The organism is Micrococcus sp. TA1, assembly GCF_014199555.1.
In the GTDB taxonomy this organism is placed as follows: domain Bacteria; phylum Actinomycetota; class Actinomycetes; order Actinomycetales; family Micrococcaceae; genus Citricoccus.
Window position 1 is genome coordinate 1,575,178 of record NZ_JACHNW010000001.1, and the last position, 11,891, is coordinate 1,587,068.

At 72.2% G+C, this 11,891-nt stretch carries 11 protein-coding genes; 1 reads left to right on the forward strand and 10 read right to left on the reverse strand.

Going from position 1 to position 11,891, the window contains the following annotated elements; translation table 11 throughout:
• Positions 1 to 12: 12 nt before the first annotated feature.
• From GGQ69_RS06910 to GGQ69_RS06945, 8 genes are all read right to left on the reverse strand, one after another.
• On the reverse strand, positions 13 to 942 hold the full coding sequence (locus tag GGQ69_RS06910; RefSeq protein ID WP_183526338.1) for a shikimate dehydrogenase: 930 nt from the start codon (positions 940 to 942) through the stop codon (positions 13 to 15).
• Positions 935 to 2,323 (reverse strand): endolytic transglycosylase MltG, encoded by a 1,389-nt coding sequence (mltG, locus tag GGQ69_RS06915; RefSeq protein WP_183526341.1) that lies wholly within the window; start codon positions 2,321 to 2,323, stop codon positions 935 to 937. Before mltG ends, GGQ69_RS06910 begins: the two co-directional genes overlap by 8 nt.
• Entirely contained in the window at positions 2,304 to 2,861 is a 558-nt protein-coding gene (gene ruvX, locus GGQ69_RS06920) for a Holliday junction resolvase RuvX (protein ID WP_183526344.1), read from the reverse strand. Before ruvX ends, mltG begins: the two co-directional genes overlap by 20 nt.
• Entirely contained in the window at positions 2,858 to 5,593 is a 2,736-nt protein-coding gene (alaS, locus tag GGQ69_RS06925; RefSeq protein WP_183526347.1) for an alanine--tRNA ligase, read from the reverse strand. The genes ruvX and alaS overlap by 4 nt, the downstream gene beginning before the upstream one ends.
• On the reverse strand, positions 5,590 to 5,985 hold the full coding sequence (locus tag GGQ69_RS06930; RefSeq protein ID WP_183526351.1) for a hypothetical protein: 396 nt from the start codon (positions 5,983 to 5,985) through the stop codon (positions 5,590 to 5,592). The genes alaS and GGQ69_RS06930 overlap by 4 nt, the downstream gene beginning before the upstream one ends.
• A gap of 161 nt (positions 5,986 to 6,146) precedes the next feature.
• Positions 6,147 to 6,773 carry a 30S ribosomal protein S4 gene (gene rpsD / locus GGQ69_RS06935; protein ID WP_010143281.1) on the reverse strand — a complete coding sequence of 209 codons (627 nt, stop codon included), beginning with the start codon at positions 6,771 to 6,773 and terminating at the stop codon, positions 6,147 to 6,149.
• Between the two features lie 349 nt (positions 6,774 to 7,122).
• On the reverse strand, positions 7,123 to 7,632 hold the full coding sequence (locus GGQ69_RS06940) for a general stress protein (RefSeq protein WP_183526354.1): 510 nt from the start codon (positions 7,630 to 7,632) through the stop codon (positions 7,123 to 7,125).
• 127 nt (positions 7,633 to 7,759) lie between these two features.
• Positions 7,760 to 9,202, reverse strand: coding sequence for a replication-associated recombination protein A (locus GGQ69_RS06945; RefSeq protein ID WP_183526357.1), 1,443 nt, complete (start codon positions 9,200 to 9,202; stop codon positions 7,760 to 7,762).
• A gap of 31 nt (positions 9,203 to 9,233) precedes the next feature.
• Between GGQ69_RS06945 and dtd the strand changes: the two genes are divergently transcribed.
• The gene (dtd, locus tag GGQ69_RS06950; protein WP_183526360.1) at positions 9,234 to 9,686 is read left to right on the forward strand and encodes a D-aminoacyl-tRNA deacylase; all 453 of its coding nucleotides are present in this window, start codon (positions 9,234 to 9,236) and stop codon (positions 9,684 to 9,686) included.
• A 32-nt stretch (positions 9,687 to 9,718) separates the two neighbouring features.
• On the opposite strand, the gene GGQ69_RS06955 is transcribed toward dtd, so the two are convergent.
• Together GGQ69_RS06955 and aspS are read right to left on the reverse strand one after the other, a co-directional pair.
• Positions 9,719 to 9,943 (reverse strand): hypothetical protein, encoded by a 225-nt coding sequence (locus GGQ69_RS06955; RefSeq protein ID WP_183526363.1) that lies wholly within the window; start codon positions 9,941 to 9,943, stop codon positions 9,719 to 9,721.
• Positions 9,940 to 11,772, reverse strand: coding sequence for an aspartate--tRNA ligase (aspS, locus tag GGQ69_RS06960; protein ID WP_183526366.1), 1,833 nt, complete (start codon positions 11,770 to 11,772; stop codon positions 9,940 to 9,942). The genes GGQ69_RS06955 and aspS overlap by 4 nt, the downstream gene beginning before the upstream one ends.
• Between the last annotated feature and the right edge of the window lie 119 nt (positions 11,773 to 11,891).

Here is an 11,891-nt window from a genome sequence, read left to right on the forward strand (position 1 = left end):
CGGTGTGACGGATCAGGACCCGGCCGGCGGCGCGGGCTCTCGCGCGGGCAGGCCGATCGACGCGGCCATCGCACCGGTGACGGCGGCCCAGTCGGGTTCGGCCGTGCCCGTCCGGACGCGGGCCGTGAAGAGGCGGACCTGCTCGACGGCCTGGTACAGCAGCATCTCCAGCCCGCTGACGACGTCCCCGCCGCGACCGGACCAGGCCGCGGCCAGGGCCGAGGGCCATGGGTCGTAGGCGGCGTCCAGCAGGGGCGGCAGCCCCCGCGTGCCGGCGGGGCCGGCGGCGGCCAGCGCCGCCGCGGTCGGGTCGGCGGCACGGGGCGGCAGCGTGGAGACGACCGCGCGGAACCCGGGCGCCGAGGCCGGGAAGTCCGCCAGGGTGCGCACCGCGGCCTCCAGGCCGAAGGCGCGCGCCAGCGTCACCTGCCCCACGGCCCGGTCCGGGTTCCGCACGAAGACCTCGATCCCGTCCAGTCCCAGCTGCGCGGCGGCGGCGATGGCCGCCGCGGCCGTGCCCCCACCGCCCAGGATGCCCATCCGGCCACCCGTGGCACGCCGGTCGAATCCGGCGGCGGCGAGGGACCGGACGATGCCGTCGACATCCGTGTTGTGGCCGGACAACGAGCCGTCGGCCCCACGGACGACCGTGTTGAGCACGCCGAGCCGTTCCACGCGGGGCGAGACCGAGTCCATGAGCCCGACCATCGGGGCCTTCAGGGGCATCGTCACGGACAGGCCGAGCCAGTCCGCCCCCGACGCGGCCGCGTCACCGAGCCCGGCCACGAATCCGGACAGGTGTTCCGGCGTGACGTCGTGGGCCCGGTAGTCGATGTCCAGGCCCAGGACGCGATAGGCCGCCGCGTGCAGGTCCGGGGACTTCGAGTGGGCGATGGGATGCCCGAGCACGCCCGCGTTCCAGCGGTGCACCGGTTCAGCCACAGATCTCCTTGTTCTCGGCACAGTAGTCCCGGTACTCCTGCTGGTACGTCCGGTGGGTGGCGTAGTCCCGGGCGAACTTCGTCTCACCAGTCTCGATGTTCGTGGTCACCCAGTAGTAGAACTCGTTGTCCTCCGGGCTGGACGCGGCATCGATCGCCTCCGTGGACGGCGCGCCGATCGGTCCGGGGGGAAGGCCGCGGTGGACGTAGGTGTTGTACTCGTTCGAGGCGTCCTCCTTCTCCTCCTGGGTGAACTGGAGCTGGCGCTGGCCCAGTCCGTAGATCACGGTCGCGTCGATCTGCAGCTTGCCGTCGGTCTCCGGATTGTCCGGGTGCAGGCGGTTCTCGATGATCCCGGCCACCGTGGCGTAGTCCTTCGGCAGCGCCTCCGCCTCGAGGATCGAGGCGATCGTGAGCGTGCGGAGCTGCTCGGCCTCGTCGGTCACGCCGTCCGCCTCCAGGGTGGCGAAGGTCGGTTCGGTCAGCAGGGTGAGGATCTCGGCCGGTTCGGCCTCGATGTCGAAGCGGTACTCCCCCGGCGCCAGGTAGCCCTCGAGGCTGGGCGCCGTCTCGGGCAGCCCGAACTCCGTGGGATCCTTCGCCGCGGCCTCGAGGTCCTCCACCGGGATGCCCGTGGAGGTGGAGATCGCCTCGAAGGCCTCGTTCAGTCGCATGCCCCGGTTGATGGCCACGTAGTGGACCTGGCCCACGCCCTCCCGCTGCAGGATGGCGGCGGCGTCGGAGGCCTTCATCTGCGACCGCAGCGGGTACTCGCCGGGCTGGATGGAGTTCTCCGACCGGGACTGGTTGACCGCCTCGATGAACGCCTCCCGGCTGGCCACGATGTCCTGGTCCTCCAGTCGCGTGCCGATCGCCAGGGCGCCCTCACCCTGGTTCACGGTGAAGACGACCTCCTCACCGCCGGGGCCGGGATAGTCCTTGGCGGCCGGTGAGGGAAGCAGTCCCCGGACCCCCAGGGACAGGCCGACCAGCAGCAGCACGAACACGCCGAAGGCCGAGACCAGGGCGATGTTGCGCCGGCGGCGGCGCTTGCGCCGGGCCTCCCTCTTGGCCTGCTGGCCGGCGTCCTTGGCGCGGTCCGGGTTGATGGTCACCGTCTGGTACCCCTGCCGGCTGGAGGGCCGGACGATGACGGGGGTCGCCGGCGCGCCGTGGACCTCGCCGCGCTGTTCCGGGTACTGGCGGCGGTCCTCGTCGAGGTCCTGGCCGTCCTGGCCGTCCTGGGCGGAGTCGGGGTTGTCCCCGCCCTCGGAGCCATGCCCCCGGGTCTCGGGGTCACTCTCCGCCGCGGACTCGTTCCCGGGCTGGGCGTCCGCCGACGCGCCGGTGTCCTCGGGGTCTTCAGGAGTCAGGTTGGTCACGCGTGACGTCCTCTCCTTCGTTCGGATCACCGGCAGGGATGGGGACGGGACGACCCGCGTCCCGCTGGAGTGATTGTTGCATAGTCAAGGCCTGCTCAAGGATCTGCACCGCGGCGACCTGGTCCACGACCTCACGGTGCTGCCGGCTGTTCCGGCCGGCCTCGTGCAACTGCCGGTGGGCGGTCACCGTGCTCAGCCGTTCATCGATCAGGCGGACTCCGGCGCGGCTGCCGGCCCGGAACAGCTCCGCAGCCAGCGCGCCGGCGTAGTCCACGGCGTCCTGGGTGGAGGCGGTGGGGTGCCCCTGCAGGTTGACCGGATGGCCCACGTAGACCGTGACCGCGTCCCGGTCCAGGGCCTCCCGGACGATCATGCGCCGGTCGGACCCCTTCCGCGCGTCGCGCCTAAGGGTCTTCACCGGCGTGGCCAGGATGCCGTCCGGGTCGGAGGCGGCCAGCCCGACGCGCGCGCGCCCGACGTCGACCCCGAGTCGGACGCCACGCGGGAGGACGGGCGGTGGCAGCGGTGCCTCGCTCACGCGCCCGCGGCGCCCGCGGTCGGGACGGTCGCGACGATGGACTGCCTCACGGCCTCGAGTGCCTCGAGGATCCGGGTGGTGTCCTGGCCGCCGCCCTGGGCGACGTCGTCCTTGCCACCACCGCCGCCGCCGAGCACGGAGCAGGCGGTCTTCACCAGGGCCCCGGCCTTCAGGCCGGACTCGCGCGCCGCCTGGCTGGTGGCCACGACCACGAGCGGGCGGCCCTTGGCCACACCGGCCAGGACCGCGACGACGGCGGTGCCGGCGGCGTTGCCGCTCGCGTTCTCGAGCCGGGAGCGCAGGTCCAGCGCCAGCGTCCGCAGTTCGTCGCCCGAACCGACCTGGCCGGCGTCGTGGGCCAGCACCTTCACGCCCGAGATGTCCACGGCCTTGTCGAGCAGGCGACCGGCCTCGGCCTGCAGTTGCGCGGCCCGCAGGGCGGCCAGTTCCTTCTCGATCTCCTTGAGCCGGCCCAGGGTGGCGGCCACGCGGTCCCGCACCTGGTCGGCCGGGACCTTGAGCATGCCGGTCAGCTCGTTGACGAGGGTCCGCTCGGTGGCCAGGTGGCGGAAGGCGTCGAGGCCGACGAGGGCCTCCACGCGGCGGTTGCCGGAGCCGACGGACTGCTCGCCGAGCAGGGCCAGGGAGCCGATCTCCGCGGTGGCGCCCACGTGGGTGCCGCCGCAGAGCTCGCGCGACCAGGCGCCGTTGACCTCGACCACGCGCACGCGGTCCCCGTACTTCTCGCCGAACAGGCTCATCGCCCCGAGCTCGCGTGCCTCGGACAGGGACATCTCCTGGGTGAGCACCGGGTAATTGTCCCGGATGGCGACGTTGGAGACGTCCTCGACCTCGGTGCGGGCCATCTCGGACATCGCCTCGCCCCAGCGGAAGTCGAAGCGCAGGTAGCCCTCCTTGTTGAAGGACCCGGACTGGGTGGCCTCGGGACCGAGGACCTGGTGCAACGCGGCGTGCACGATGTGCGTGCCGGTGTGGGCCTTCTGGGCGTCCAGGCGGCGCTGCAGGTCGATGGCCCCGACGGCCGTGGCGCCCGCGGGCACCTCGCCCTGCCGCACCCTGACCCGGTGCACGCTCAGCCCCCTCAGCGGGGCCTGGACGTCGAGGACCTCCAGGACGAACCCGTCACCGGTGATCAGGCCGGTGTCCGCGGCCTGGCCGCCGGACTCCGCGTAGAACGGCGTGGCGTCCAGGACCAGTTCGAGCTCCTGGCCCGCGGTCGCCGAGGCGACCTGCCGGCCCCCGGCGAGCAGTCCGCGGATCCGGGACTCGGTGGTGTGCTCGGTGTACCCGGTGAAGACGGTGTCTCCCTCGGCGACCAGCTCGCGGTAGGCGGAGGCGTCCACGTGGCCGGACTTCTTGGACTTGGCGTCCTGCCGGGCACGGTCGCGCTGCTCGGCCATCAGGCTCCGGAAGCCCTCCTCGTCCACGCTGACCCCGGCCTCGGCGGCCATCTCGAGGGTCAGGTCGATCGGGAAGCCGTAGGTGTCGTGCAGCTCGAACGCGTCGGCGCCGGAGATGCCCGGGCGTTCGGGATCCTGGACCCGGGCGGAGGCCACGGCACCGTCCATGCGGGCGGTGCCGGCGGTGATGGTCCGCAGGAAGGCCTTCTCCTCGTTGTAGGCGATCCGCGAGATGCGCTCGAAGTCGCGACCGACCTCGGGGTAGGTGCCCACCATGGCGTCCCGGGACACGGGCAGCAGCTCGGGCAGCACCGGGTCGGTGACGCCCATCAGCCGCATCGCACGCACTGCGCGGCGGATCAGCCGGCGCAGCACGTAGCCGCCGGCCTCGTTGCCCGGCACCACGCCGTCGGTGATGAGCATCAGTGCGGAACGCACGTGGTCGGCGATCATCCGCAGCCGGACGTCGTCGGCGTAGTGCGGGTCCCGGGAGTCCTCGGTGGAGGTGTACTCACGGCCGGCCAGCTCGGCGGCGCGGTCCAGGACGGGACGGACCTGGTCCGTCTCGTACATGTTCTCCACGCCCTGCAGGATCATCGCCAGGCGCTCCAGGCCCAGCCCGGTGTCGATGTTCCGGTTCGCCAGTTCCCCGGCGACGTCGAAGTCCTCCTTGGTGCGCACCGTGGAGAGCTGGTACTGCATGAAGACCAGGTTCCAGATCTCCATGTAGCGGTTGTCGTCCGCGGCGGGACCGCCCTCGACCCCGTACTCGGGCCCGCGGTCGTAGAAGATCTCCGAGCAGGGTCCGCCGGGACCGGGCTGGCCGGTGTTCCAGTAGTTGTCGGCCTTGCCCATGCGCTGGATGCGGCCGGCGGGCACGCCCACCTCATCCCGCCAGATCCGCTCGGCCTCGTCGTCCTCCTCGTAGACGGTGATCCAGAGCCGCTCCGGGTCCAGGCCGTAGCCGCCCTCCTCGCGGGAACTGGTCAGCAGCTCCCAGGCGAAGGGGATGGCCTGCTCCTTGAAGTAGTCGCCGAAGGAGAAGTTGCCGCACATCTGGAAGAAGGTGCCGTGCCGGACCGTCTTGCCGACCTCCTCGATGTCCGCGGTGCGGATGCACTTCTGGACGGTGGCCGCGCGGGGGTACGGCGGGGTCTCCTGCCCGAGGAAGTAGGGGATGAAGGGGACCATGCCGGCGATCGTGAACAGCAACGACGGGTCCGGGGAGACCAGGGAGGCCGAGGGGACGACGGTGTGGTCCTTCTTCTCGAAGAACTCCAGCCAGCGGCTGGCGATTTCCTGGGACTTCATGACTGCTTCCGTGAGTCGGGGCGGGTGGACCGGCCGGCGGTGCCGGACGCGGAGGTGGCGGGGGCGGCGGTGGCGGTGCCGGGGATGGTCTCGTGGGCTGCGGCGGGGGCATCCCCGGCCGTGGTCCGCGGCGCGGCACCGGCCAGCGTGGAGGAGACGGTCTTCCAGGCCGGTACCTCCTCGCGCAGCTGATAGGCGAAGGACCGGGCGCTGGCGGCCAGTGCGGTGGCCGCGGCCTGGCCGGCGTTGCGGCCGATGTTCTCCGGGTTCAGGGTGTTCCGGAGCGTCTCCTCGGCCTTGAGGGCGGCGGCATCGCGGCCCTTGCTGTAGGCGGTGTGGCCGAGCCATCCGGCCGCGGCGCCGACGCCCAGCAGCAGTACGCGCTTGATCACGACAGGTCCTTTCCGGAGGGGTGACTGGTCTACCTTACCGGTGGCGGGAGCCGGACGCTGAAACCGGCACGGGCGGACGGCTGCGGCACCGCGTGCACCCCCGTTAACGCCGAGGACCCGGCCTCCCCTCGGGGAGGACCGGGTCCTGCGTCACGTGCGGATCAGCGCGCGTAGTACTCGACCACGAGGTTCTCCTCGCAGGTCACGGGGACCTCGGAGCGCTTGGGGCGGCGGACCAGCTTGGCCTGCAGCTTGTCGATCTCGACGTCCAGGTAACCCGGGACGGTCGGCAGGACCTCCTGGTGGGCACCGGTGGCGGAGATCTGGAACGGGACCATCTTCTCGGAGCGGGAGTGCACGTGGATCAGCTGGCCCTCCTTCACGCGGAAGGACGGACGGTCCACGCGGGCGCCGTTGACCATGATGTGGCGGTGGACGACCATCTGGCGGGCCTGGGCGATGGTGCGGGCGAAGCCGGCACGCAGCACGAGGGCGTCCAGGCGCATCTCGAGCAGCTCGACCAGGTTCTCACCGGTCAGGCCCTCGGTGCGCTTGGCCTCTTCGAAGTAACGGCGCATCTGCGCCTCGCGGATGTTGTACTGGGCGCGCAGGCGCTGCTTTTCCTTCAGGCGGACCGAGTAGTCGGAGTCGGCCTTGCGACGGGCACGGCCGTGCTGGCCGGGGCCGTACGGACGGCGCTCCATGTACTTCTCGGCCTTGGGGGTCAGGGCGATGCCGAGGGCGCGCGAGTGGCGCACGGTACGGCGCGAACGGAGGTTGGAAGCCACGAGGGACCTTTCTTGTCAGGCGGCACGGTTCTGGTGTGATCTCCGGTCCAGGCACAGGTGGGGACTCCCACGGTGTGACAAGTACAGACCGGAACCTGGCCTCCGTCGCGTCCTGCGGAGAGCTGAGGGGCATGCCGCTGCCCGTCATCGCTGCAGCGCCGCACGTCGGCGGTCCGCAGGAGCGGACCGGCCGGGACGGGACCTGCGGTGACCGCGGCCACGAGGACCGGTCCACCACGGGGGAATGCTGGCGGCGCTTGCCAGACAGCGGACTACTCTACCAGTCCCCGGGGGCCGTCCGTGCCGGCACCGTGCGGGGCGGCCGGGCTCATCTCAGCTCGGGCGACCCTCAGCCCCGGGGGGTCTCGGGCATCGGCCGGCCCTCCGCCACCTGGGCGGCCTGGGCGACGTGCGAGGCCTCCACCAGCACGTCGTAGGACTCGGCCTCCATCACCTGGACCGAGGAGAAGTCGCGCTTGCCGCGGGTCGCGGCGTGGCCGATGGCCCCGAAGATCGCCCCCCAGACGGCACCGAAGCCCACGGCCAGCAGGATCATCAGCAGGCCGGACTCCGGGGCGAAGATCACGAACAGGATGCCGATCATCAGGCCGAACCACAGGCCGCCGAGGGCACCCTGGCCGGCGGCCCGGGCGGTGGTCAGCCGTCCCGTGATCTGCTCGACCGAGCGCAGCCCGGTGCCCACGATCCGCGTCTTCTCCACCGGGAAGCCGCCGTCCGACAACCGGTCCACGAGTTCCTGGGCCTGTTCGTACGTGGTCACGGTCTTGAGGATGCGGTAGTCGACCTCCGCGGTGTTGGGCACCAGGCGGGACGCGGGGTTGTTGGCGGGAGTGGTCATGGGACGGCCTCCGGTTTCCCCGGGCCGCTGGGAGGACTGTCCCGGACCCGGACGGTGCGGACAGGATCGACTCCATCCTAGGTCCGGCCGGGCCCCCGGGGCGCGGGTGCGTCCACCGGGAGCGGTGTCAGCCCTCGGCGCCCTGCTCGTCGGGCTTGCGCGCAGGGGGCGGCGTGCCGCGGATGATGGACCGCAGGCTCTGCACCCGGTCCCCCAGGTTCCGCTCCACCCCGTTGCGGGTGGGCCGGTAGTAGTCCTTGCCCTGCAACGGGTCCGGGGCGTACTGCTGGCGCGCCACCCCGTGCGGAGCGTCGTGGGAGTAGACGTACCCCCTTCCGTGGCCGAGACCGGCGGCACCCGGGTAGTGGGCGTCGCGCAGGTGCGCGGGCACCTCGCCGGACAGTCCGGCGCGGACGTCGGCCACGGCCTCGTTGATGGCGGTGTAGGAGGCGTTGGACTTCGGGGCGGTGGCCAGGTGCACCACCGCCTCGGCGAGCACGAGCCGGCCCTCGGGCATGCCGATGAGCTGGACGGCCTGCGCCGCGGCGACCGCGGTCTGCAGCGCGGTGGGGTCGGCCATGCCGACGTCCTCCGAGGCCGAGATGATCAGCCGGCGGGCGATGAACCGGGGGTCCTCCCCCGCCTCGAGCATGCGGGCCAGGTAGTGCAGGGAGGCGTCCACGTCCGAGCCGCGGATGGACTTGATGAAGGCGCTGATGACGTCGTAGTGCTGGTCGCCGGCCTTGTCGTAGCGCAGCACCGCGCGGTCCATGGCCTGGGCGGCGTCCTCCACGGTGATCGTGGGGGTGCCGTCCTCCTCCCGGCGGTCCAGCGCCACACCGGCACTGGCCTCCAGCGTGGTCAGCGCGCGCCGGGCATCGCCCTGGGCCATCCGCACCAGGTACTCCCGGGCCTCCTCGGCCAGCGCCACCGTGCCGTTCAGGCCGCGCTCGTCCGTCACGGCGCGGTCCAGCAGGTCCCCGATGTCCGCGTCCGTCAGGGGCTTGAGGGTCAGCAGCAGCGACCGGGACAGCAGCGGCGCCACGACCGAGAAGGAGGGGTTCTCCGTGGTCGCGGCCACGAGCACCACCCAGCGGTTCTCCACGCCCGGCAGCAGCGCGTCCTGCTGGGCCTTGTTGAAGCGGTGGATCTCGTCCAGGAACAGCACGGTCGTCCGGCCGTAGAGGTCGCGGTCGTCCAGGGCGCGGTCCATGACCGCCCGGACGTCCTTAACGCCGGAGTTGATGGCCGACAGCTCGACGAAGGTGCGTCCGGGACCGCGGGCGATCACGTGGGCCAGCGTGGTCTTGCCGGTTCCCGGGGGCCCGTACAGGATCAACGACGACGGCCCGGCGCCCGAGCCGCGGCCGGCACCGGCGCCCTCGGCCAGCTTGCGCAACGGCGACCCAGTGTGGAGCAGGTGCTGCTGGCCGACCACCTCGTCCACGGACCTCGGCCGCATCCGCACCGCCAGCGGGGCGCCCGGGCGCGCCCGGACGGCCTCGGAGGCGCCGTCGTCGGGCTCCTCGGCGTCACCGGAACCGCTGAGGGCACTGAACAGATCACTCACCGCTCCAGCCTAGATGAGCCACCATGGAGGCATGAGAGCACTCCTGCAGCGCACCACGTCCGCCTCCGTCACGGTCGACGGCGAGGTGGTCGGCCGGCTGGATCGACCGGGGCTGGTGGTCCTGCTGGGCGTGTCCGTGGAGGACACGGAGGCGGAGGCCTGCCAGCTGGCGGCCAAGGTGGCGGGGCTGCGCGTGCTCGACGACGAGCAGTCGCTGCTGAGCGCCGGGGCCGGGGCCCTGGTGGTCAGCCAGTTCACGCTCTACGGGGACGTCCGCAAGGGACGCCGGCCGTCCTGGACCCGGTCGGCACCCGCCGAACTGGCCGAGCCGCTCTACGAGCGGTTCACGGCGGAGCTGGCCGGGCAGGGGATCCACGTCGAACGCGGCGTCTTCGGGGCGATGATGGAGCTGTCCCTGGTCAACTCCGGGCCCTTCACCGTGTGGGTGGACACCGACGACCTGACGGGGTCGCGGCGGGGCTAGCGCCCGGGCGGGCCGGGCGCACCGGCACCCGATCAGCGCCGGCGCGCCGCCCAGATCCGCACGGAGACCACCGCGGCGGTGACTCCCCCGGCCCCCGCGACGAGCCAGCGCAGCAGCATGGGCCACTCGGTCGTGAGGTCGATCAGCATGCTCAGGCCGAACGTCACCACGAGCAACGGCAGCAGGCGCACCGCCGTGGGCGGGACCACCCGCGGATCGGGGTCCGCGGGGCCCGTGCCGGCCGGCGGCTGCGTCACGCCCGGGCGCCGTCCGCGGCCGGCCCGGCTTCGGCCGGCTGCTGCGGCTCGGGCTTCGCGTCCACGCCGGCCTCCTTGCGCTGCTGCGGGGTGATCGGTGCGGGGGCGGCGGTCAGCGGGTCGTAGCCGTTGCCGGTCTTCGGGAAGGCGATCACCTCGCGGATCGAGTCCGCCCCGGCCAGCAGGGCCACGATGCGGTCCCAGCCGAAGGCGATGCCGCCGTGCGGCGGCGCGCCGTACTTGAAGCCCTCGAGCAGGAACCCGAACTTGGACTGGGCGGACTCCTTGTCCAGGCCCATCAGGTGGAACACCCGCTTCTGGACCTCGGCCTGGTGGATACGGATGGATCCGCCCCCGACCTCGTGGCCGTTCACCACGATGTCGTAGGCGTAGGAGAGCGCGTTCTCGGGGTCCGTGTCGAAGGTGTCGAGGAACTCCGGCTTCGGCGAGGTGAAGGCGTGGTGCACGGCGGTCCAGGCACCCGATCCCACGGCCACGTCACCGGAGGCCACCGCGTCGGCGGCCGGCTCGAACATGGGGGCGTCCACGATCCAGGCGAAGGCCCAGTCGGCCTCGGCCGCGGGAACGTCCGGCCCGGCGTCCTTGACCAGGCCGACGCGGTGGCCGATCTCCACGCGGGCCGCGCCGAGCAGGGCGCGGGAGGGCTTGGCCTCGCCCGCGGCGAAGAAGACGCAGTCCCCGGGCTGCGCGCCGACGGCCCCGGCCAGTCCGGCCTTCTCCGTCTCGGAGATGTTCTTGGAGACCGGGCCGGTCAGCGAGCCGTCCTCCTGCACGAGCACGTAGGCCAGTCCCCGGGCGCCGCGCTGCTTCGCCCACTCCTGCCAGGCGTCCAGGGTCCGGCGCGGCTGCGAGGCCCCACCGGGCATGACCACGGCACCCACGTAGGGGGCCTGGAAGACGCGGAACGGGGTGTCCGCGAAGTACTCGGTGAGGTCGGTCAGCTCCAGGCCGAAGCGCAGGTCGGGCTTGTCCGAGCCGTACTTCTCCATGGCCTCCCGGTAGGTCATCCGGCGGATGGGGGTGGGGACGTCCACGCCGACCAGCGACCACACGGCCTTCACGATCCGCTCGCCGAGGGAGATGATGTCGTCCTGCTCCACGAACGAGGCCTCGATGTCCAACTGGGTGAACTCGGGCTGGCGGTCCGCCCGGAAGTCCTCGTCCCGGTAGCAGCGGGCGATCTGGAAGTACTTCTCGATGCCGCCGACCTGCAACAACTGCTTGAACAGCTGCGGGGACTGGGGCAGGGCGTACCAGGAGCCCGGCGCGAGGCGGGCCGGCACCAGGAAGTCCCGGGCGCCCTCCGGGGTGGAACGGGTCAGGGTGGGGGTCTCGACCTCGATGAAGCCCTCGTCGTGCAGCAGGTTGCGCGCGGTGCGGTTCACCTCGGAACGCAGGCGCATGATGCGGGCCGGCTCCGGGCGCCGCAGGTCCAGGTAGCGGTGGCGCAACCGGGCCTCCTCGCCGACCTCGACGTGCTCGTCCACCTGGAAGGGCAGCGGGGCGGCGGTGTTGAGCACGGTCACGGTGTCCGTGATGAGCTCGACCTCGCCCGAGGGCAGGTGCGGGTTCTCGTTGCCCTCCGGCCGGCGCTCCACCGTGCCGGTGACCTGGAGGACGAACTCGTTGCGCAGCGGGTCGAAGTCCTTCTCGTCCCGGACCACGACCTGGGCGAACCCGGACGCGTCCCGCAGGTCCACGAAGGCGACCCCTCCGTGGTCCCGGCGACGGGCCACCCAACCGGTGACGGTGACGTTCTGTCCGATGAGCGAGGCGTTGAGCTCGCCCAGCTGGTGGGTGCGCAGCACGAGGGTCCTTCCGGTCCCGGTTCACCGGGATGTTGGTCTGGTGTCGATCTGGTGTGATAGGTCTTCAGCCGTCAGCACCGCGCGGGCTCGATACGTCCCGCCGCCGTCCGGCTCCGGGG

What these genes read in the sequence shown, in the direction of transcription:
- dtd (WP_183526360.1), top strand. Translation starts at nt 9,234, where the DNA reads ATGAGAGCACTCCTGCAGCGCACCACGTCCGCCTCCGTCACGGTCGAC.
- alaS (WP_183526347.1), bottom strand. Translation starts at nt 5,593, where the DNA reads ATGAAGTCCCAGGAAATCGCCAGCCGCTGGCTGGAGTTCTTCGAGAAG.
- GGQ69_RS06940 (WP_183526354.1), bottom strand. Translation starts at nt 7,632, where the DNA reads ATGACCACTCCCGCCAACAACCCCGCGTCCCGCCTGGTGCCCAACACC.